Consider the following 21,232-nt stretch of genomic DNA (forward strand, 5'->3'; position numbering starts at 1 on the left):
TCACTTCTGCATTCGTCGCCAGTTCGATCAGACCACGGTCGGCTTCCGTCGCTGGATTGGCAACAGACCAGGCTTCAAGACCAAACGGGGTCACGGCACGCTCGGTGTCGGTTCCGGCGATCACTTCTGCATTCGTCGCCAGTTCGATCAGACCACGGTCGGCTTCCGTCGCTGGATTGGCAACAGACCAGGCTTCAAGACCAAACGGGGTCACGGCACGCTCGGTGTCGGTTCCGGCGATCACTTCGGCGTCCGTCGCCAGCTCAATCAAACCACGCTCGGTTTCGGTCGACGGGTTGGCAACAGACCAAGCCTCAAGACCAGCCGGAGTAACGGCACGTTCGCTGTCGGTTCCGGCGATCACTTCGGCGTCCGTCGCCAATTCGATCAAACCACGCTCGGTTTCGGTCGACGGGTTGGCAGCGGACCAAGCCTCAAGACCAGACGGAGTAACCGCACGTTCGCTGTCGGTTCCGGCGATCACTTCGGCGTCCGTCGCCAATTCGATCAAACCACGCTCGGTTTCGGTCGACGGGTTGGCAGCGGACCAAGCCTCAAGGCCCGCAGGAGTAACCGCACGTTCGCTGTCGGTTCCGGCGATCACTTCGGCGTCGGTCGCCAGCTCGATCAAACCACGCTCCGTCTCGGTCGACGGGTTGGCAACAGACCAAGCCTCAAGGCCCGCAGGAGTAACCGCACGTTCGCTGTCGGTTCCGGCGATCACTTCGGCGTCGGTCGCTAGCTCGATCAAACCACGCTCCGTCTCGGTCGACGGGTTGGCAACAGACCAAGCCTCAAGGCCCGCAGGAGTCACCGCACGCTCGGTGTCGGTTCCGGCGATCACTTCGGCATCGGTCGCCAGTTCGATCAGACCACGCTCGGTTTCGGTCGACGGGTTGGCAGCGGACCAAGCCTCAAGGCCCACAGGAGTAACCGCACGTTCGCTGTCGGTACCGGCGATCACCTCGGCATCCGTCGCCAGTTCGATCAAACCACGGTCGCTTTCCGTCGCCGGGTTGGCAACGGACCAAGCCTCAAGACCAGCCGGAGTAACCGCACGCTCGGTGTCGGTCCCGGCGATCACCTCGGCGTCTGTCGCCAGTTCAATGATGCCCAGGACTTCGGTTGTCGCCTGGGGTGGGGTCACGGCGTCCTTCAGGGCACCGAAGGTATAGGACACGTCTTTGTTGGCGCTCACATCCCGCACCAACAGAAGGTCCGAGGTCTCGACGGTCGCGACCTGATCCACCAAGCCGGTATAATGGCCCAGGGTGTAGGGCGTGACCGCCAGGGCTTCGAGAGTATCGGGGTTTGCGACCACCTCCTCGTCGGTGGCCAGTTCCATCACGCCCGCCCCACTGGTGGAGGCCAGTGGATGGGTGTGATTGCCGCTGAAGGGCATCGGGAGAACCGAGTTACTGCTGCATTGCGTGCTCATAGGGCACTCCTTGCAAGGGGATATAGGGGGCGGAAGAGGTCTCACACCTCCTCCAGGACCAGCCGCCAGGGGTGGCGGCCGTCCCATTCCAGAAGGCCCAGGGACCAATCCCGGACCATCAAGGTCAGCACCGGGCGCACCACCACCGTCACCGGCCCGTCATGGGCAGCGGTGGTGATGGTTCGTCCGGAAATGTCGATAACAGGGTGATCCGCGCCGGTTTCGTCATGGCAGCGGAGCCAGTTGGGGGCAAAATCCCGCTCCGCCGTCCAGCCGGTCACGCCAGGGGCCAAAACCGCCCCCAAACGGCTTGCGCAGGTCGCGATCACGGTCTGACCCGGCCACAATCCGGCAAAGGCCGGAGGCCGCACGTCCGAGGCGGAAACCGTCAGCGCGTATTTCGTGCCCGGAAGGGACGCGAAACGGGCAGTCCCCTCCTGGTCCCGCCAGAATTCTCCGCGCTGTAGGGGGGTGAGCAGATGACTGGCGCCACGGGCGCTCCATTTGCCAAGGATCGCCGCGCCCTCCAGGCTCAGAAGGGTATCGGGCGCGCTCATCGGACCCCCCGTTGGGGCCGGGCGAGCAAGAACCGCGTCGCGTCAATCTGCCGGAGCAGCTCCTCCGCCTCCCGGCGCACCGGTTCGTCAAAGGATGGAGAAGCGGATGGAAAGGCCGGTGAAGGATTGGCCATGGGAATGGCAATCGGATGGACAGTCGTATCCTCGGCCATGGTTACCTCCCTCGTATGACGTGGTAGGGCAGGGTCAGCGGCAGCACCCAGAAGGGACCCTCCGCATGGGCCGGTTCAGCTTGGGTCGCCCCGGTCACCAGGGCCGCGCCGTCATCGCTCAGGCGGCGGACGGACAGGCCATCCGACAGAGTTTGAGCGAGAGCCTCCGCTCCGTCGGGGCCCTCCCCCAGGGGATGATAAAGGGTCAGGCGAGCGCTCCCCCCCTCCCCCGCCCAGCGCACTCCCCCCTCGGCCCGGTCGGGTTCCAGGGCAAGGGTCAACCAAGCCTGTTTCCGGAAGGGGCGGGCCGCGGTGTTTTCGTCCACCAAAGGCAGAGCCGTCAGGGCCGCAACCCGGGCGGCGATCAGGCTTCGGGCGGTGGCGCTCATGGCGCGACCTCGCCCATGGGCCGCAGCACCAGCCGGTGGAGCATTCCCATGCCCATGGAGCGGTCCGAGGCATCGACGATGCGATAGGCCCAACCGGCCACCTCCAGCCGGTCATTGACCCGGGGAGCGGCGCTCTGCTCTCCGGCGGCCAGGGCCAGGCGGTCGCCCGGTTGACGGATCGGCGAGTCCGGCGCGGACAGGGCGCTGGCCAATAGGGCCACGCGCAAGGGCACCCGGCTTTCCACAGCGCCGACATCGTCAAAGGCTGGATCGGGGAACCGGACCAAGATCGCGCTCAACACAACCTCTCCGGCCGCCGCCAACGCCTTTTCCACAGCGCCGGACAGGGTTTCCTTGGTGACGGGCATGGGCGTTATCCTCTTAAAAGACGGGAACCGCCCCGCTTGAACAGGGGCGACAGCAGGCCCTCCACCACCGGCAGGGCCGGACCCGAGGGAAAGGACAGGTCGTAGACCGTGCGGGTCGAAACGGCGTCCAAGGTCACCGCCTCTTCACTCACCCGCCCCGCCCGGTCGCGGTCGGCCATCAGGGGCGCGGACAGGGCGCGTGCGGCCAATTCACAGGTGGCCGCGAGCACCTCCCGGGGGATACTGCCGCTCCCCAAAGGCGTACCGGAGCGATCGATGGCACCTAAACGGGGCCAACAGAGGGCTTGCCCCCGCCCCCGGGTCGGCACCCCGGAAAAGCGCTCGCCATAGGCCAGCCCCAGGTGGGCGGAAGCCTCCCGCAAGGCCCCTTCCCGCCCGGTTTCGCTCGCGGCGAGCCAGGGGCCGGACAGGGTGGCGTGGGGCCGATCGGACCAATAGGCATCCGCTGCCTCCAGGGAGAGGAAGCTGTCGGCCTCGGCCAGCCCGAGGCCCTCTTCGACGGTCAGAGTCATGGGGTCAACGCTCCAGCTCGCAGGGGTCAAAGGGGGGGATCAGGCTTAACCGCAAGGGCAAACCAAGCCAGTCGCCGGAGCTCAAGGGCAGAGGCCCGCCGCGCGGAGCTAGGATGGCTGCGGATCGCCAGGTCAGGACCGGCCCCTCCAGGGCGCGGACGGAGATCTGGGCAAAGCCGCTCAAAGCCGTCCGGGCAAAGGGGGTCAGGGTCACCCCGCTCGCGTCGTCCCTGTCCAGGGAGCCCAACAGGACCGCGCGCAGGGTGTCCGCGTTCCACTCCCGGGCCTCAAAGAGGAGGTCCTGGCGATCGGACAGCGGGTCTTCGCGGGCCGGAACCAAGGTCCCGTCTGCCCGATCTTCCCAAAACGTCAGGGTGGCACGGCTCCGATCCAAGACTGCGCCGGACAGAAGGCCCAAGTCCCGGTAGGTGACTCCGTCCTCGGAAAACCAGACGACGGTCTCCCCACCGGGAAACAGATATGCGGGCACGATGGCCCGGGGGTCCTGGGTCATGGTCGATGTCGCTTTTTACGGTTGAGATGGAGACAAACCGGGGGCTCTCGCCCCGTTCCGCCGGAGGCGGACATTCAACAAACTGGGGGCTCTCGCCCCGTTCCGCCGAAGGCGGACATCCAACAAACAGGGGGCTCACGCCCCGCTCCGCCGAAGGCGGACATTCAACAAACTGGGGGCTCACGCCCCCAACCCCAGTTGGGAGGCGATGCCTCCCAAACCCTCCCTTTCTTTGTTCAATGTGAGAGCAAGGAGGAGGAGCGCTCACAATCCTGTTTCGTCACGCCCGCGAAGGCGTGCGTCCGGAAATGACCGAAAAAACCGGAGGGTTCGGGAGGCTGTGCCTCCCGATTGGGGGATTGGGGGCGAAAGCCCCCAAGTGCAACGCTATCCACTGTCACCAGAGGAACGAAGGATCACCCCATTTGGATAGAGAAACGTTGAGCTTCCTCAACCAACCAGTCCCGGACGTGTCTGACGGCAGGTCGCTCCAGGGCCTCACGGGTCGTAACCGCGTAATAGGCGAAGCGGGACGGCCAAGACCGGGCGATCATCTGGACCAATCGCCCCGCGCGTAAGGCCTCCTCGGCGTGCACCTCACGAACCAAGGCGATCCCTTGCCCGGCTTCCGCCGCAGCGATCAGCAAACTATCGTTGGAAAAGGCCGGTCCTCTCAAGTCCCGGGACACCGGGACCCCATGGGCTTCGAACCAAAGTCGCCAATCCGCCCGCTGAAGGTCATGGAGCAGGGCAAAGGACAAGCAATCCGCTGGCTCCGAGACAGAAGAGCGGTCAGCAAGCAGCGAAGGAGCCCCCACAACCACCATTTCCGGAGCCATCAACCAAACACTTTCCAGATCGGGATACCCACCCAATCCGTGGCGGATCGCCAAGTCGACAGGTTCACTTCGCGGATCAACCAGACGGTTTTCCGTTTCCAGGGACAGGTCCACCGCAGGGTGGAGGGCAGAAAACCGAGGCAGGCGCGGCACCAACCAATTCTCCGTGAATGCCGCCGTGGCGCTGATCCGAACAAGGCCACCGGCGCCCCGGCCCAAATCCCCATCCACCACTTCGATCTGGCGGAAGGGGCCATCCAGGCTTTCGAACAGCCGGAGGCCCGCGCCATTCAGGACGATGCCGCTTCCCGTCCGGTCAAACAGGCGGTGTCCCATGATCTCCTCCAGCGCGCGCACCCTCTGGCTGATGGCCCCCGGGGTGAGCGACAAGACCTCCGCCGCATCGCGCATCCGACCGGACCGGGCGACGACCACAAACGTGTGCAAGAGAGAGAAGCGAATAGCCATGATGCAAGTTTAGCTCATCTAAACTCTGATGAAAGAAGCATCGTTTGCCGAACCCCTCCATTTCCAGAATTGTTCCCGCTCCCTTCCGGACCGGAGACAAAGACATGCCGCCTATTCCCACCACCCTATCGATTTTCCACCGTTGGTTCATTGTCGCAATCGGCTTCCTCGCCCTTGCCCTCGCCTTTTCGGCACGGGCCTCCCTGAGCCTCGTCATGCCGGTCTGGACAGCCGAACTCGGCTGGTCCCAAAGCTTCATATCCGGCGTGGCCTCCCTGGCCCTCTTGGTTATGGCCGTCGTCGCGCCCTTCGCCGGACGCATGGTGGACCAGCGGGGTGTCCGCGTAACCCTGGGCCTGGGGTTAATATTGACGGGCGCAGGCAGCCTCCTCCTCTCCTTGGCGGAGAGTCCCTTGGCGTTGGTCTTCGCCTACGGTTTGCTCTCCGCAGCGGGCTTTGGCCTTGTCGCCACCCATGTGGTTTCCACGGCCATTGCCCGACGGTTTGACCAACGGGCGGGCCTCGCCATGGGGGTTGGCACCTCCGGCGCCACGGGAGGTCAGTTCTTGCTCGTACCGTTGATCGCTCTCTTACTGGAGAGCCAAAGCTGGCGTTTGAGCTTTCTGACCCTTGGCACAGCGGCCCTGGTGACAGCAGGTCTCCTGTGGTGGGCCCTCCAGACGGAAGGACGCCGCCCCGGGTCGCAAGCCACAGAGTTGGGCGCCAAACTCGACACCCAATCCCTGGCCGGAGACCTGCGAGCGACCTTGAAGCGCCCCGCCTTCCATATTCTCTTCTGGAGCTTCTTCCTATGCGGTTACACGACCACCGGCGTAATCGAGACCCATTTCCTGCCCTATGCCTCCTTTTGCGGCATCGGACCGGTCCCGGGCGCGACGGCCTATGGCACCTTATCCGCCGTCAACCTGCTGGGAATGATCCTCGCGGGGTGGCTGACGGACCGCGTAAACCGGGTGGCCCTGCTGGGAACCATCTATCTGGTCCGTGGCCTGAGTTTCCTTCTCCTGATGCACGTCGGGTCTGACTACGAAACTCTGATGGCCTTCGCCATCCTGTTTGGCGCCGTTGACTACGCCACCGTTCCGGTCACCGCAAGCCTGGCGGCAAGCCACCTGGGCTTACGAGTCATGGGACTGGCGATGGGCTTAATCTCAGCGGGTCATGCGGTCGGAGGCGCGGCGGGCGCCTTCACCGGAGGCTATCTCTTCGACCTGACCAACCGCTATGACTGGCTTTGGACCCTGTCCTTGGGGCTGGCGGTCGGGGCGGGGCTGATTGTGTTCCTCCTTCGGGACCAACCAACCCCCACCCCCCAGGTCGCCTGAGGCAGAGGTCAAACAAACTGGGGGCTCCCGCCCCCAACCCCGGTTGGGAGGCGATGCCTCCCAAACCCTTCCCTTTTTTTGTCCGATACGCGAGCAAAGGGATGTGCGCTCTTAATCCTGTTTCGATCCTGGATTCTCGCATATGCGGGAATGGCGATGCAAAAGACAGAACAACCGAAAAAACCGGAGGGTTCGGGAGGCTGCGCCTCCCGATTGGGGGATTGGGGGCGAAAGCCCCCAAGTGCAACGGTATCCGCCCCCCAGAACCTCACCCATTCGTCTTCAGGGCAGCGAAGCGGATGGCTTTGCGGTCGTAGACCCGATCCCAGTTCCCGGCCAGCGCCAGTTCGGCATTGGTCGGCGCGGGCTTGGCCATGGTCGCGCCGATCCAGCGAATGCCCCGGGGATGGAGCAGGAAATGCCGCCGGGAATGCAGGATCTCCATGCCCTCACCGTCACCGGCGCCCGGCGCCCGCTCGGTCTCCACGGGCAACTTGGCCTGTCCCTCCCCATGGGCCACGGCCCCATCCGCGAACAGGTAGGTGGTGTAGGTCTTGCGATTGCTCCCCGCCTCAACCGGCAGAGTGTCATCGACGATGACCCGATAGCCCAGATAGGTGGTGTAGCGCAGATCGCCGGTCTGCGGGTCGAAGACGGACAGCAGAGCACCCAGCCGTTGCAGGCGGGTATGCACCACAGAATGCATGGCGATGGCGGTCAGGCGGTTTTTCATGTCGCCCATGGTCTGGGCTGCCGTCAACACCGCGTCGTCGCCGATCAACGCGTCGGCGGTCACCGCTCCCGCGTCATCGGTGGCGATATCGTGGACCATATCCCCATCATCGTTGGCCATGTTGTCGGCAAGAACGCCCGTCAGGCTGGAGATCAGCACCCGTTGACGATCCCGCACCCAGAAAGGCGCCACCAGCTCGGCAACGGCGCGCATGGGGTCCTCGGCCATCAAAGCGGCGGTCAGGTCCATGGAAGACCAGGACTTGTTGCGCACATGCTTCACGGCGACGTCTCGCCCGGCGGTGATCTTGTCCGGGGTGGAGTAACTGTCCGGATCGTCAGAGCCCACGTTGGACTCCCCATCCAAATCATTGAAGAACGGCAGGTTGAACGTGCTGCCCTGGCCCGAGGCGAGCGCACCGAACTGGGCATCCGGGACCACAACGCCGGACTGGACGAAGGCGTCCATATCCAGCGCACGTTGGACCATATAGGGCTGAAAAACCTCCGGAACGATCACGTCCGAAAGGCGCGTGGCTATCGTCGGCATGACGAATATTCTCCGTTAAACAGGTGAAGAAGACGCGATCATGCCTTAACGGCATTATTGCGCGCATAGAGAAGAAAAAGGAAGGAGGGCCTCACGCCCTCCTTCCCTGAAGGCACCGATCTTTAGAGCGGAATGAGGAAAAGTCGGAACCTGTTTTCCGCTCCACGCGATGCTCTAACCATATGAGTCTGGATCAAATGATCCGCCCTAAATCGATGCCGATTTAGGGCGGTTTGATCTAGCTCCACGTCCGAATGATACAGATGCCCTCCTTGCCGTCGCCTCCAATCGACTGGCTAAGACCACCGGCACCAGCTCCGCCCGCACCGTATGGTGAGCCGTTTCCACCAGAGTTGCCACCGCTTAGGCCGCCGGTCCCCCACCAACTGCCGCCCCCTTCGCCACCTCGAACCGCATCGAAGTTCGCGCCGCCGCCGCCACCGAAACTTCCTCCGGCATTGCCGCTTCCCTCTCCCGAGCGACCACCGTTCGCCCCACCTCCGGGGCCACCGCCGCCACCGCCGCCTTCTGCGATCGCGACGATGCTGGTTGTTTCATCACCAAAGGATGTATCTCCACCATCTGATCCTTGAGTGTTGTTTCCGCCCGTTCCTTTCGCACCAATGGTCACAGGATAGGTGCTTGCCGGGTTTTCAATAAACCCTCGGGCCCATCCACCCGCACCGCCACCCGCGCCGGGGAGATTGGTCTGAGAGCCACCTCCCCCGCCGCCGCCGCCCGTGACTTCAACTTCCAGCCACCGCGTGCCTGGGGGCGTGACAAAGGTGCCCGACTCCTTCATGACCTGAACCTGACAGGTTTGGCCAAGCGACCAAGTCTTAAGAGTTGCCGGAGTCACCGCCCGCTCGGCATCCGTCCCGGCGACAACCTCGGCGTCTGTCGCCAGCTCAATCAGACCACGGTCGGTTTCCGTCGCCGGGTTGGCAGCCGACCAAGCCTCAAGGCCTGCCGGAGTCACCGCACGCTCGGCATCGGTTCCAGCGACAACCTCGGCGTCCGTCGCCAGCTCAATCAGACCACGGTCGGTTTCCGTCGCCGGGTTGGCAGCCGACCAAGCCTCAAGACCTGCAGGAGTCACCGCCCGCTCGGCATCGGTTCCAGCGACAACCTCGGCGTCCGTCGCCAGTTCAATCAGACCACGGTCGGTTTCCGTCGCCGGGTTGGCAGCCGACCAAGCCTCAAGACCCGCTGGGGTCACCGCGCGCTCGGCATCGGTTCCAGCGACAACCTCGGCGTCCGTCGCCAGCTCAATCAGACCACGGTCGGTTTCCGTCGCCGGATTGGCAACGGACCAAGCCTCAAGACCCGCTGGGGTCACTGCGCGCTCGGCATCGGTTCCAGCGACAACCTCGGCGTCCGTCGCCAGCTCAATCAGACCACGGTCGGCCTCCGTCGCCGGATTGGCAACGGACCAAGCCTCAAGACCTGCCGGAGTCACCGCACGCTCGGTATCGGTCCCAGAGATCACCTCTGCATCGGTCGCCAGTTCGACGATGCCCAGGGTCTCAGTGGTCGCCTGGGGCGGGGTGACAGCATCCTTCAGGGCGCCGAAGGTATAGGACACATCTTTGTCGGCGCTCACGTCCCGGATCAAAAGAAGGTCCGAGGTCTCGACACTCGCGACCTGACCTACGAGGCCGGTATAGTGGCCCAGGGTATAGGGCGTGATCGCCAGAGCATCGATGAAGGTCGGATTGGCGACGGCCTCAGCCGCCGTGGCCAGCTCGATGACCCCCGAGGTAGCGGTCGTCGCCAGCGGATGGGTGTGATTGCCACTAAAGGGCATGGGGGAGGCAGCAGTCTCGTTTTCATCGCAATTGCTCATAGAAACGGCCTTTCAATAGACGTTCATAAGGAAGGGCATCCGGTCCAAAGGGGTCGATTGCCCTTCGACTTGGAAGACGCTTCACTCAGGGTGAAGCGCCCTCCGCGATTTGAAGACAGCCCCCTACGTTCGGGAGAACCGGCGCGGGGGGATGCAAGAGAGGGAGAACCCCCATGGGGAAAAGGCTACAGACCAGGGAAATCCATCGGGCAAGATGCCCGGCAGAAAAAGATCAATCGGCGATGCGCATAACCGACAGCTCGGTCCGTGCCATGGAGCAGACCGCCCCCCCATTCCCATGGAAAGCCACCTCGCAGGTAATCCGTCCCCCTGTGGGCATCCACAGAAAGTCAACGAATTGCGGCTGAAGGTTTTCGGAACTGTCGGCGAGGCCGCTGGTTACACCGCGATTGCGCAACAACGTATTGTCGGCTGCGTGGGCTTTCATTTCGAGATAGATTCCCCCATGCACACCCGACACGGAGGTTCCATACCGCAGCTGGTACAACCCGGACCGGGCAAACACCATCTCTCCACTGCTGTTCAAGGACACATCCGAGGCCGAGCCGATCTCGGTGTTCAAGACACTGAAGGGCATGACGATCTGCGTTCCGCCCTGAACCGTATGATTGCTGGAGAGCGTCGCTCGATGTAGGGCAATCTTGGACGTTCCCCACGCCTGCATGCTCTCAGGGGTCACCGCACGCTCGTCGTCGGTTCCGGCGACGGCTTCAGCCTCGGTGGCCAGTTCAATCACGCCGGAGTCCTCGGTGGTGGCGTCGGGATGGGTATGCAAACCACTTTGGGGCATCGTCATAACAGAGTCCTTTGATTTGGGTTTGTTCCGTCCTCAGCCCTTCGCCTGCTCGCGCAGGCGCTTGGCCATATCGGGATTCTCGCGCATCAGACGGCCCTGTTCCGTCAGGTTCAGGGAGCCCAATGCGAAGGGATTGGGAGCAACAGAGGACGCCCGGGAGGGGGGCATCCCCCCACCAGACCCCACGTCCCACCAGGCCGCGCCGCCGCTCTGGCGGACCTCCGCCAGCCAGCCGTCCAGGGTGCGTTCCCCATCCTTGGAGACAACCGACAGGCCATCATCCACGGCGAACAGCTCCTTGGCCGCCCTCCAGGCATCGGTCCGGTTCAGGTCGCGCACGCCCGCCCGGGCACAGGCTTCCAGAACGGCTGCTTTCAGGCGATCCTCTCCGGCTTGCCGCAACCGGCCCAGGGACTCGTCCAGACGGTCGTTCAAGGCTTGCACCTCTCTTTCCCGCTCGGTGAGAACCTGACGCAGGCCCTCCAGGTCGGGGGCGGCGAGGTTCCGATCCTTGCTGGCCTTTTCCGCCTCCTTGCGGGCGTCGCGCTCCTTGCGCAGGGCTTCCTTGACGGCCTCCACGTCGTCCTCCGTCCGCAGGCCCTCGGCCTGAAGGACAAAGGCGCCGCTTTCGGTCTGGGCATAATGGTCCCGCAAGGCCTCGGGGATGTCCTCGGCCGTGGCGTATCTGACTCGCAGGGTCATAAACTGGTCTCCACTGAAAAGGGAACGCGGGGTCCGGGGAGGCCGCGCCTCCCCGGATGGGAGTGTGGGCCAGAGTGAAACTGGATCGACTTGCCTCTTGCTGAACCAGTTACGGTCTAAATCATGGTGATTTAAGAGTATTCTCGAGGCCAAGTTGGGACGCAAAGCCACTCCAGCCCGCGCTTCATCCTCCGCTGGCGATCCGCTTGGCGTCGGCCTGGGCGTCATAGGCCCAGGACAGGACACCCCGCCGCTGCAGCTCACCCAAATAGGCCTCCCGGCTCAAATCACCGCCGTCGCGGGCATGGGCCAAAGCGTCCAGATCGGCGGCCTCCCGCTGGTCGGTGAAATCGGTATTCACGTCCACGGACCCGCCCGTTTCCTCTCCCCCCCAACGGGCCATGATATCCAGCCCCTGTTCGAGGGCATCGCGCAGGGCCATGGCCCAGGCCTTGACCGTGGAATGGGCGCGGCTCGACGCAATGGCTGCGGCCGTGGCCGTCGCCGTACCCGGACGGCTGACCAGGGGTTCCATGGCCAACCGTGTCATCTGGGCTTCCAGCCGTTCCAGATCCCGTTCGCCCGCCTGGATCGCCGTGCCTGCGGGCTCCACATAGTACCAACGGGACCCGGTCTCGGGACTATGCAGAAAGGTCTTGGGTCCCACCTCCAGGGGCATGCCCTCGGCATTTTCCGGCGCGGGACCGGACAAAGCGAGCATGGCAAAGCGCCCCAGGGTCAGGATATTCCGTTGGTCACTGGCCGACTGCCAATGGGCCACATTCAAATGGGCGAGCCCCTCCAGCGGGGGCCGGGCGGCAAGCGCGCCAATCGATGCGCCCAGGCGCAGGGGGACCAGGGGCACCAGGTCCACCCCCGTCTCGGTCTCATCCACCAACAGCCAGTCTTTCCCCTCTCGAACCCAGGTTTCCGAGTGCCCCGGTTCAAGCACCTGGATGTAGTCCCGCTGCCGTTCCTGAAAACCGCCCCGTTCCGTGACCCGGTGACGCACTCGGGCATGGGCCAGACGCCAACGACCATCCACCCGTTCCGGATAGGCGGCGATGACATCCTCCGCAGCCAGGGGGATCAGATAGGGACGACGGAGATGCTCAGGCGTATCCGGGCCGGGCATCTCCACTTGCATCCAGCCCAGGCCCGTGGCGACGGCCTCGGCGAACCAGCGCTCGGCGACCACCTGCAGAGCGTTGCCCAACAGGTCGGCATCGTCCATCCAGGGAACCATTCGCCTGGGCAAATCCTCCCCCAGCACCAGGGGACGGGAAAAGACCCGGCTGGAAATATCCCGCACGGCCTCTTCAAAGGCGGGCAGCAGAACTGCCCGGGCCAGCCGCGTGCGATAGGCCTCCCGGTCCTCGGCCTCGTACCGGGGCAAGTAGCGTTCTCCGGCAGCGCGCATGGCCAAGGTCCCGCCCATGAGGGAGCGGACCATGGCCCAGCCCGGCAATGCCTCCAGGTACTCGGCCGAAGGACGGCCAGGGTCCAAAAGATCAGGCATGGAAAGGGGAGTCCTTTGTTGATATCTCACGGCAGTCCGCTGCGCGGACGCCTCCGATGGGGCGGGCTGCGCCCGGCGCCCAGTCGGGCGCTTGGGTGTTGGAGCGATAGGACGGCAGTCCGCTGCGCGGACGCCTCCGATGGGGCGGGCTGCGCCCGGCGCCCAGTCGGGCGCTTGGGCGTGATGCGCATTTGTTCCGAAGGACCAAAGGCGCAGCCCTATCGCTCAAACACCCAAGCGCGTGACTACGCGCCGGGCGAAGCCAGCCCGCGCGGAGCCGATCGCGCAGCGATCTGGCGTGAGCGAGTCCATAAAAATCAAAACCTCAACCGCGTCACCTTGCCACCCGGCGCGGGCCGCCCTTCGTGGAAGGTCAGGGCCAAGGCATCGGCCAAATCCGGACTGCGCAAACCACGTCGCTTCATGGCGTCCTTGCTTTCCACCACCACCCGCCCTGACCCATCAAAGCCGTAACGGACCGAGGACAATTCTCCGGCCAAATCCTCGGCCCGGTCCCTTGGCAAATCGGCGAAGCTCGGGGCCTCGTCCCGCAACCAACTCCTGAGCGCAAGCCACAGGTGGTCACGCAACAACCGCCCCCGTTCCTCGCCCACCATCCGTTCGGGCGCCTTGTCGGCCACGTTCACCGCAACCACGGGAAGGCCGTCCTCCCGCAAGCGATCAACGACACCCGCGCCCACACCGATCTCATCCACATGGATGGTCTGAGCCGTCCATTTCCGGGCCAGGTCCGCAGCCTGTCCGGCAACGGCCATGGTGTCGCGGCCGGATGTGACCTCGATCGCCTCCAATCTGGCCCCGGCACGCAGCAGAAAAACCGTCCGGTCATCGCCAAAGCGCGCCACGTCCACACCCAGGCGTCGCTCGCCCCCACCCGCCGCCCCCTGTTGGGTCAGGGCGGCCTCGGTCAGGTCCAGGGGGATGAGCACATCATCATCCTGGCGAGGAAAGGCCCCGTCGGCGCGGACCCGTACCACGTTGGAGCCCTCCCCATACTTGCGGATCAAGGCCTCCCGATAACCGGGGTCGACCAACGGGCTGTCGGCACAGCGGAAACGCAGGGCCTTGAAGCTGGCCCGATCCCGTTTGTGCGAGCGGGCGAAGAACCCGGTGTTGCGGGTGGGATTGCCGACCATCAGCAACCGGGCTCCAGGACTGGAGAGAGCTCCCTCGGCCACTTCGAAGACAGCATCGGGAACGCCGGAGGCTTCCTCAATGACGAACATCAGTGACGCGCCACCCTCCCGTTCGACGGGATAAGCATGAGAGCGGACACCGCCGTCCAAGTCGATCTCCACATCCGAAGCGTGGTACCCTTGTAGCGCGTCGGGTTGGTCGCGGCGGGCCGTGCGGGCCGTAACAAACCACTCCCGCGGGGTCCCCCGGTCGGTGATGGCCCGGGACGACAGGTCGAACAGGGCGCCCAACCACAGGTAACCGGGCAAACCCAACGCCAAGGCCCGGTCGTCAGCCTTGCGGCGCAGGCGGGAGAGTTCGGACCAGAGGGTCTGTTCCAACTGGCTCGCCGTGGGCGCCGTGCAGGGGGTTTTGGAGTAGTCAAAGCATTCCAGATGCCACCAGATGGCGCTGGCCGTGGCCGCCGTCTTGCCGACCCCATGGCCTGCCCGCACGGTCACTTTTGCGCCAGGATGACCGATGGCCTCCAGCAGGGCCGATTGTTGACGGGTAGGATTGAGCCCCAGGCGTTGGCGGGCATAGAGAACCGGATCGGCCCGCCAAAAACACCGCAAACGACCATAATCGGCCAACCCTTCGTAGATCTGCGGCAGGGGATCAGCCGTCGGTCGCTGCGCCATGGGCCACCTCCTTCCGCTCCCTCTCCATAAGGCGGGCGGCTTCTTCCAGTAGGGCGGAGAGCCCGCCACCGGACGGCCCCTCGATGCCGTTCTGGGAGCCTTTCCCCCAAATGCCCAGCTTGGCGCCCAACATGTTCAAGGCCCGTAGCTTGTCGGCCAATTTGACCTGGACCTTGACCGTGCCATCCTTCAACTCATGGACGGTCAGTTCCTTGATGGCTGCGGCCTCCCGGTCTGACAGACCCGTGAGGCGGACCTCCGCCTTGCCTTCCTCGTCGAAACGCATCAGATCCAGGGGCCGGGAAAAAGCCAGGGAAGCCAGTTCACTCAGCACCCGTTCCTCGCTGATGGCATAGCGCTCGATCAGGGCCTCGGTCCGAAGCAAGGCCCGGTGCTCTGCCTGTTCGAGGGCCGCCTGGACCGTGGGACGGCGCAGCAGCGCCGCCGCCCGACGAGAGGCACGGCGGCAATCGGCCTCACCGTCCACCGCCTCGCGCCAGGCCTTGGCCCCATTGCGTCCATTGTTCAGGTAACACGCGACGAACCGCTCCTCGATTTCCGCGAGAATGGGTTTTGCGGGAGCAGGCGCCATAGAGGGGGCCTCATGTCAAAGGCACCATCCCACCCTGAAAAGAGCGGCGACGGCGCGATAGGGATACGAAAAGGGCGCCCCGGTTGCCCGGCGCGCCACCCATTAACTTGATGATGAAATGACATTACCCTTAACCACCCACCATGTCAACATTGTTTTTTGCGTTCACCAGTCAATTGATGTTCTTTTGTCATTCACCCTAAATCGAGCCGCTGAATGACCCTTCGCTTGATTCACCCGCCCCCCATTCACGCTCATTATATAAAGTTTGGAGTGCTCCGAGATCACATCAAGCGGCGGCCTCCCGCTCGCGAACCACTTGGTCAATCAACCCCCATTCCAAGGATTCCTCGGCCGTCATGAACCGGTCGCGGTCCAGGGTCTGCTCCACCTCCTCATAGGTCCGCCCACAGTGTTCCGCATAGAGCGAGGTGATCCGGTGCTTGGTGCGCTTCATTTCCTCGGCATGGATCAGGATATCCGATGCCTGTCCCTGGAACCCACCCAACGGTTGATGCACATGGATGCTGGCGTTGGGCAGCGCCGCCCGGTGCCCTGGCGCCCCGGCCATCAGAAGGAAGGACCCCATGGACCGGGCGGTCCCCATACACAGGGTGTGAACCGGCGCCTTGATGTAGCGCATGGTGTCATACATGGCGAGACCACTGGTGATCACACCACCGGGGGAGTTGATGTACAGGTGGATGGGTTTTCCCGGATTTTCCGCTTCCAGGAACAGCAACTGGGCACAGACCAAAGCCGAGATCCCGTCGTTGACCTCGCCATTGACAAAGACGATCCGTTCCCGCAGCAGCCGGGAATAGATGTCAAAGGACCGTTCCCCCCGGCTTGACTGCTCAACGACCATGGGGACAAGCTGCATGACGTCACGCATCAGTGACCTCCTGAATTGCATATGATTTCTTGATGAACGGGTTTTAGGCCACCCGCATGAGCGGGGATCCATTGTCATTCGCCAAAGGTCTCCGCCCTTCCGTCAGACGCGGATCCGCAAGTCGATGGACGATCCGGAGTGTGGCGCCCCCCTCGACACCGGGTCGAACCTGGAAGGTCACTTGGCTTTCAAGGTGCGGGGGAGCCTCGTCCCGCATTCGGTAGCAAATCTCCCGGCCCGGCAGGCAGAAAACCGGCTCGGACTCAACCAAACCGCCCTTGGGCAGCCAAGCCTCGCGCAGGTCCGGTCTGTGGAGCGCCCGCCAGACCACTTCGGGCGGCGCGTCAAGGTCAACCTCGAACACCAATTCCGGCATCCGTTCCTTCGGATCCCCATCACTCATTGGTCCATATCCTTAAGCAGGGTTTTCAAGGCATCGATCCGCTCCGGCCAATAGGCCCGGTATCGGGCCAACCATCCGGCGATGAGCGCCAACCCATCGGGATCAACTTGATAATTGACGAAGCGCCCGGACCGTTCCTCGCGCACCAACCTTGCCTTGCGCAACACCGCAAGGTGCTGGGACATGGCCGGTTGGCTGATCTCCATGCCAGTCCTCAAGGCACTCGCATTCAGGGGTCCGTTTGCCAGCTTTTCAAAGATGGCACGGCGTGTTGGATCGGCCAGCGCTTTGAAGATATCGGTTTCGATCATGCAAATAGATAAGCACACACTTATCTGTCAAGCAAGTGCCCATTCACCTCGTTAATCTCGGGGAAGGGAGCAAGGCCATATTGCGGCACAAAATACAGCCGAAAGACGCCATGAGCAGACAATCATTCACTCATGGCATGGGATTCTCTATCCGCGAAAAACTGCTTCCGAAACGACACAAATTTCGCTAAATTCACTCTTTCATGGAACGTGAAACCAGATACAGGGGACGCCGCAATGAACCACAATGACACCACACCCCCACCCGAGGACGCCGAACAGACGTCATCGAACGGTTCTGTCCACAGAGAAAAGCGGCGCGCAGCTCTCGCTCGCCTCGCGAAGCTCGGCTACGTCGCGCCCGTGACCATTGCCATGATCTCCCTGAAGGCTGCGGCCTACTAACCCCTCCTGTCCCACTTGTAACGGCAATGAACGACAGCCCACTACGACCTTTATCAGCCACACACCAAGTAATGGATTTACTTCGAAAAGTTGACTTACCAAGACCTAAACTACAAGGTCTCGATGAACACACAAATCCTGACCTTACAAGAGACGTGGCGCTACAAAGGAATTGCTCCACTTTGATTTACAACGACTTCTTTTGACCCTCAATAATCGGTTCCCGAGGGAAAACAGGAGTTCGCAATCACGCGGCTATCTGCACTATTGCCCAACTCATGGGACGAGAAGAATGAACCAGAATGACAAAACGCCCTCCGATCTCAGTCTCGAATCCCAAGACTCTGTGGATTCCCCCAAGGACACGCGGCGCCGAGCCGCTTTGGGGCGGCTCGCGAAGCTCGGCTACGTCGCGCCCGTGACCATTGCCATGATGTCCCTGAAGGCCCAGGCCGCAAGCGCCATATAACGGTGTCGAAAGCCTAAGCGACAGCAAGCAGGACGATGTAAAAGCACGAGTTCGGTTCGCAGACATCCCGCCCTGCCATAACGGGGGGCGTCAGGACCACGGATTCCATGCGACTGAAGACCCACCTGCCCTGGCCTCGATGGATGATCATGGCCAGGGCAGGTTGATAATACCATCCCCCTCCGCCGGTATCCAGGAAACGCCCTCCATGCAGACCGAGCCGGGCGACTTTGACGGTCGTTTCTATTCCCATCTGTTCGATACCCATCTTGCCCTCGTCGACATCGACAAACGCGAAATGGCTGTCCTTAACCCCACGGCCGCAGCCCTATGGCTCCTTCTTGACGGGAAGGAAGCAACAGAGGAGGACTTGGCGCGGGATCTGGCCGAGGTCTTCTCCGTATGCTCGGACGAGGTACGCGATGACGTTTCGTGCTGCCTCGTGGATTGGACAACGAATGGGTGGATCGAAGGTCCCAATGACTTGGGCCAATATGGCCGATCACCGAGCCTTCCCCATACTGCCCTTCGCAAAGGGTTAGCCGTTGCTCAAGAGGGCGAGCGCCCTCCCCCGATCCCAACCGAGACCATCCACTGCCGTTTACACGACAGATCATTCTCCATCGCCGTTGGTCAATCAGAAGAGCCGCTGGATTCAGAACTGGCACCGCGCCTTTTTGCCATGCTCAGCGGTCTCCCCTCCCGTGAAAGCGATGACCAAACGGATGCCCCCGTCTTTCTGCGTGTTCTCGTCGATCAAGAGCGGATCTGGGTCGACACATCAACAGACCTTCTTTGGTCGACCGACCCGTTGGACGCATTAAATCACCTCCTTCTCCTCTTGATGGACTTGGGATACCCCCAGGCTCATTTGATCGCCGCGGTTCACGCCGCCGCACTGCGCCCCCCCGCCGCACAGGGCAGCACAGGGGATGGCGTGATCCTGTTTCCCGGACTGTCGGGTCGAGGCAAAAGCACCCTGAGCGCCTATTTGGCGGCCCGGGGCTGGAGCTACGGCGGTGACGACTTCACCGGCCTGGGAGAGGAAGGCGACACGGACCATGTGATGACAGCGGTCCTTCCCTGCCCCACATCCATCTCGGTGAAACCGGGAAGTTGGCCCCTGCTTGCCCCCCTGTATCACGGCCTCATGGACCGCCCTATCACCTCATATATCGGCAAGACCGCCCGCTTCATGCCTGTCGCCAAGGAGCAACATGTGGGCAAAGACGGTACGGAAAGGCGGCTCCGAGCCTTCGTCTTTCCCCATTACGATCCCCAAAGCCCCGCAGGATTGGTTCCCCTGTCTCTTCAGGACACGCTCTTGTCCCTTGTGGATGCGGGCTTCTCCACGGGGGAACGGTGCGAACCCGACCGACTGGCCCGCTTGTTCGGGGTCCTTGAGGAGACCCCGGCTTACCGCCTGTCCTACGCCTCATTGGAGGAAGCGGAGCAATGCTTGCTCAACGTCTAGGAAAAGCGTCACTCTCGGCCCTCTCCTGGCTTTGCCGGGCGGTATCCCCTTTGACAACCAATCTGGAGGCACCGGATCCGGCCCTGTGGTCCAGAATCATGCCCCTGGCAGACCAGCATATGCTTCTGCCGGTGCTGTTGCCCGCCCTCAACCGCCATGACTCCCTTACCAAGGATATTCCCCCCGAAGTGATGGACGGCCTCGCCGCTTTCCACGACCTGAATCAGGGGCGAAATGGCCTTTTACGAGAGCAGATGGGCAACTTGACCGCCGCCCTCAACAAGGACGGCATTTGCCCCATTTGGCTCAAGGGGGCAACGGAATTGCTTCCTGCGGATTGGGCGCGCAGCGGTCGAATGATGGCCGACCTCGACTTTTGGCTCCCTGACCCCAGGGAACGGAAGGTCGCACTCGCCACCATGAACCGCCTGGGATACCAAATCATACCCGATACGGACGATGACGCCTGGGCCGAATCCCACCAATACGCCGGACGCATCCACGACTCCTGGCCCGCCATGGTAGAACCTCATCGCCATGTCGTAGACCGGGGGTTGGCGACTCTCATCCCCGATGGGGAGGCCTTGGACGCAGTGGTATGGATGGACTGGGACGGCATGCGGATTGGACGGCTCGGTGCCCGGCACCGCCTCGTCCACGCTCTGGTGCAATCCACGGTCATGGCAGTCCCCCGCTTCGAGGCCAGCCGCACGCCCTTGATGAAGGCGCTGGACGTGGTGAACAGGGCCACCGCAGACTTCGACGGTCGCTTGCCGGAAGACCTGACGGCCCACCTCTCGCTTCCCGCTTGGCAGGGAACCGTCGCGCCTTTCCTGACCATGACGGAAAGCCTGTTCGGCCTGCCCTCCCCCCTGCCCCGGAATCGGACCGCCCTCAACCGTCAGGAACTGGTCACCGCGTTCCCCCGCCAAGCCTTCCTGCGCCAAACCATCGGTCGTGTTTTCAGCCGACGGTTCCTGGAAAGGTTGACCCGCCCATCCACCATCCCCGGGGTCGTTCGTCGCTATATGGATGTTTTTCGCACCGGAAGAGACACCAAGGGTTGAGTATATCCAGTAAATTTTAGAGCGGAATGAGGAAAAATGTGTGCGGTTTTCCGTCTCATTCCGCCCTCACTATATGATTTCATCGTGATCTAGAATGCCGCCCCCCTATGTCCGCCTGTACCGCCCAACCCCCGCCCGTTTCGCATAAAGTGTCAGGGCATCGCCCAGATCCCTCTGAGCCGTATCCAGGGCGCAGCGGTGTTTCCTGCGTGCCGCGTCCACCCCTAAGTCCATGACCACCACATCCAGGACCAGATCCACCGGGCGATACCCTCCGCGTCGAGTCCAGCCCGCCACCTCCCGGAACCAGGGCAGGTAGAGGCGTGCGTGCTCCCAGGCCACCTCGCCGGGCATCAGATCGACCAACCGCCCCGCCCCGGACGCGCCAGAGACACCGTGCACCCCGTCGATACGCGGGGAATGGGCCATCACCGGGCGCATGATGCCCTCCACCACGCGGCGCAAGCGGCGGGCGGCTTCGGCCTGGGCGTCATCGATTCGACCCGCCGCCAGCATTCGGGCAATGGGGTCGCCCCCCTGGCGCCGGACCCGGGTTTCCGCCGTGCCCGGGTCCTGAACCGGCATCTCCGATCGATCCCATTTCTCTTCCAGCAAATCCTGGATCAAGCGCCCCTTCGCAGCGATGCGGCGCGCTGTGGCGCCTTCGGAAGGCAAGCGGGCAGCCATGGCAGCAAGCCCCTCTAGCCGCCGCCGTCCCTCACGTCGGCCCTCTCCGGGTCGACAGCGCAGGGTTTCCCGCAAAACCAAAAGATTATCCAGAAAGGCCTCGTCCAGGTCCTCCCCTCGCAGTTTGTCCAACCAAGCCTGGGGGGGCGCAGTCGCCCCCTCCAAAGGCGGAAAATCGATGACATCAGGGGCCTGGGACTGAATGCTCATGACTACCTCCAAAATCGAATTTCAATGACAATGGCAATACGAAATGCAATTTTCAATGTTATTTTGTCATTGAACACAGAAACATCTTTC

The 21,232-nt window shown here is 63.0% G+C and carries 24 protein-coding genes; 5 read left to right on the forward strand and 19 right to left on the reverse strand.

What is annotated here, in order from left to right; genetic code table 11:
- The 8 genes from ACLIRY_RS10560 to ACLIRY_RS10595 all read right to left on the reverse strand — a co-directional run.
- The coding region (locus ACLIRY_RS10560; RefSeq protein ID WP_413205352.1) for a hypothetical protein at positions 1-1,438 on the reverse strand (1,438 nt) is incomplete at its 3' end.
- A gap of 41 nt (positions 1,439-1,479) precedes the next feature.
- Positions 1,480-1,995, reverse strand: coding sequence for a hypothetical protein (locus tag ACLIRY_RS10565; protein WP_413205353.1), 516 nt, complete (start codon positions 1,993-1,995; stop codon positions 1,480-1,482).
- A complete protein-coding gene (locus ACLIRY_RS10570) occupies positions 1,992-2,168 on the reverse strand; it encodes a hypothetical protein (RefSeq protein WP_413205354.1) in 177 nt (58 codons plus the stop codon). Before ACLIRY_RS10570 ends, ACLIRY_RS10565 begins: the two co-directional genes overlap by 4 nt.
- A 2-nt stretch (positions 2,169-2,170) precedes the next feature.
- Complete coding sequence (locus ACLIRY_RS10575) at positions 2,171-2,557, reverse strand: hypothetical protein (RefSeq protein WP_413205355.1); 387 nt, start codon at positions 2,555-2,557, stop codon at positions 2,171-2,173.
- Positions 2,554-2,925 (reverse strand): hypothetical protein, encoded by a 372-nt coding sequence (locus tag ACLIRY_RS10580; protein WP_413205356.1) that lies wholly within the window; start codon positions 2,923-2,925, stop codon positions 2,554-2,556. Before ACLIRY_RS10580 ends, ACLIRY_RS10575 begins: the two co-directional genes overlap by 4 nt.
- Before the next feature lie 5 nt (positions 2,926-2,930).
- The gene (locus ACLIRY_RS10585) at positions 2,931-3,458 is read right to left on the reverse strand and encodes a DnaT-like ssDNA-binding protein (protein ID WP_413205357.1); all 528 of its coding nucleotides are present in this window, start codon (positions 3,456-3,458) and stop codon (positions 2,931-2,933) included.
- A 4-nt stretch (positions 3,459-3,462) separates the two neighbouring features.
- Complete coding sequence (locus tag ACLIRY_RS10590) at positions 3,463-3,972, reverse strand: hypothetical protein (RefSeq protein WP_413205358.1); 510 nt, start codon at positions 3,970-3,972, stop codon at positions 3,463-3,465.
- Positions 3,973-4,388: 416 nt separating this feature from the next.
- Positions 4,389-5,279 (reverse strand): LysR substrate-binding domain-containing protein, encoded by an 891-nt coding sequence (locus ACLIRY_RS10595; RefSeq protein WP_413205359.1) that lies wholly within the window; start codon positions 5,277-5,279, stop codon positions 4,389-4,391.
- A 104-nt stretch (positions 5,280-5,383) separates the two neighbouring features.
- On the opposite strand from ACLIRY_RS10595, the gene ACLIRY_RS10600 reads away from it, so the two are divergent.
- Positions 5,384-6,625 (forward strand): MFS transporter, encoded by a 1,242-nt coding sequence (locus ACLIRY_RS10600; protein WP_413205360.1) that lies wholly within the window; start codon positions 5,384-5,386, stop codon positions 6,623-6,625.
- Between the two features lie 268 nt (positions 6,626-6,893).
- Here the strand turns inward: ACLIRY_RS10600 and ACLIRY_RS10605 are convergent, their stop codons facing one another.
- The 10 genes from ACLIRY_RS10605 to ACLIRY_RS10650 form a co-directional block, all read right to left on the reverse strand.
- A complete protein-coding gene (locus ACLIRY_RS10605) occupies positions 6,894-7,907 on the reverse strand; it encodes a major capsid protein (RefSeq protein WP_413205361.1) in 1,014 nt (337 codons plus the stop codon).
- 238 nt (positions 7,908-8,145) lie between these two features.
- Entirely contained in the window at positions 8,146-9,753 is a 1,608-nt protein-coding gene (locus tag ACLIRY_RS10610) for a hypothetical protein (protein ID WP_413205362.1), read from the reverse strand.
- Between the two features lie 232 nt (positions 9,754-9,985).
- Positions 9,986-10,570: a hypothetical protein gene (locus tag ACLIRY_RS10615; protein ID WP_413205363.1), complete on the reverse strand. Its 585-nt coding sequence runs from the start codon at positions 10,568-10,570 to the stop codon at positions 9,986-9,988.
- A 33-nt stretch (positions 10,571-10,603) separates the two neighbouring features.
- On the reverse strand, positions 10,604-11,272 hold the full coding sequence (locus tag ACLIRY_RS10620) for a hypothetical protein (protein WP_413205364.1): 669 nt from the start codon (positions 11,270-11,272) through the stop codon (positions 10,604-10,606).
- A gap of 184 nt (positions 11,273-11,456) precedes the next feature.
- Positions 11,457-12,791 carry a DUF4055 domain-containing protein gene (locus ACLIRY_RS10625; RefSeq protein ID WP_413205365.1) on the reverse strand — a complete coding sequence of 445 codons (1,335 nt, stop codon included), beginning with the start codon at positions 12,789-12,791 and terminating at the stop codon, positions 11,457-11,459.
- Between the two features lie 317 nt (positions 12,792-13,108).
- The gene (locus tag ACLIRY_RS10630) at positions 13,109-14,629 is read right to left on the reverse strand and encodes a hypothetical protein (RefSeq protein WP_413205366.1); all 1,521 of its coding nucleotides are present in this window, start codon (positions 14,627-14,629) and stop codon (positions 13,109-13,111) included.
- Positions 14,607-15,221: a terminase small subunit gene (locus tag ACLIRY_RS10635; protein ID WP_413205367.1), complete on the reverse strand. Its 615-nt coding sequence runs from the start codon at positions 15,219-15,221 to the stop codon at positions 14,607-14,609. The genes ACLIRY_RS10630 and ACLIRY_RS10635 overlap by 23 nt, the downstream gene beginning before the upstream one ends.
- Before the next feature lie 289 nt (positions 15,222-15,510).
- Entirely contained in the window at positions 15,511-16,116 is a 606-nt protein-coding gene (locus tag ACLIRY_RS10640) for an ATP-dependent Clp protease proteolytic subunit (RefSeq protein WP_413205368.1), read from the reverse strand.
- Positions 16,117-16,159: 43 nt separating this feature from the next.
- Positions 16,160-16,519 carry an SRPBCC family protein gene (locus tag ACLIRY_RS10645; protein WP_413205369.1) on the reverse strand — a complete coding sequence of 120 codons (360 nt, stop codon included), beginning with the start codon at positions 16,517-16,519 and terminating at the stop codon, positions 16,160-16,162.
- Entirely contained in the window at positions 16,516-16,830 is a 315-nt protein-coding gene (locus tag ACLIRY_RS10650; protein WP_413205370.1) for an ArsR/SmtB family transcription factor, read from the reverse strand. The genes ACLIRY_RS10645 and ACLIRY_RS10650 overlap by 4 nt, the downstream gene beginning before the upstream one ends.
- A gap of 237 nt (positions 16,831-17,067) precedes the next feature.
- On the opposite strand from ACLIRY_RS10650, the gene ACLIRY_RS10655 reads away from it, so the two are divergent.
- From ACLIRY_RS10655 to ACLIRY_RS10670, 4 genes are all read left to right on the forward strand, one after another.
- On the forward strand, positions 17,068-17,235 hold the full coding sequence (locus ACLIRY_RS10655; RefSeq protein ID WP_413205371.1) for a hypothetical protein: 168 nt from the start codon (positions 17,068-17,070) through the stop codon (positions 17,233-17,235).
- A 292-nt stretch (positions 17,236-17,527) separates the two neighbouring features.
- On the forward strand, positions 17,528-17,704 hold the full coding sequence (locus tag ACLIRY_RS10660) for a hypothetical protein (protein WP_413205372.1): 177 nt from the start codon (positions 17,528-17,530) through the stop codon (positions 17,702-17,704).
- A 208-nt stretch (positions 17,705-17,912) separates the two neighbouring features.
- On the forward strand, positions 17,913-19,178 hold the full coding sequence (locus ACLIRY_RS10665; protein WP_413205373.1) for a PqqD family peptide modification chaperone: 1,266 nt from the start codon (positions 17,913-17,915) through the stop codon (positions 19,176-19,178).
- Positions 19,160-20,245 (forward strand): nucleotidyltransferase family protein, encoded by a 1,086-nt coding sequence (locus ACLIRY_RS10670; RefSeq protein WP_413205374.1) that lies wholly within the window; start codon positions 19,160-19,162, stop codon positions 20,243-20,245. Before ACLIRY_RS10665 ends, ACLIRY_RS10670 begins: the two co-directional genes overlap by 19 nt.
- A 105-nt stretch (positions 20,246-20,350) precedes the next feature.
- Here the strand turns inward: ACLIRY_RS10670 and ACLIRY_RS10675 are convergent, their stop codons facing one another.
- The gene (locus ACLIRY_RS10675; protein WP_413205375.1) at positions 20,351-21,142 is read right to left on the reverse strand and encodes a hypothetical protein; all 792 of its coding nucleotides are present in this window, start codon (positions 21,140-21,142) and stop codon (positions 20,351-20,353) included.
- Between the last annotated feature and the right edge of the window lie 90 nt (positions 21,143-21,232).

Origin of the sequence: Rhodospirillum sp. A1_3_36, from assembly GCF_047263945.1 — a bacterium.
Taxonomy (GTDB): Bacteria; Pseudomonadota; Alphaproteobacteria; order Rhodospirillales; family Rhodospirillaceae; genus Rhodospirillum.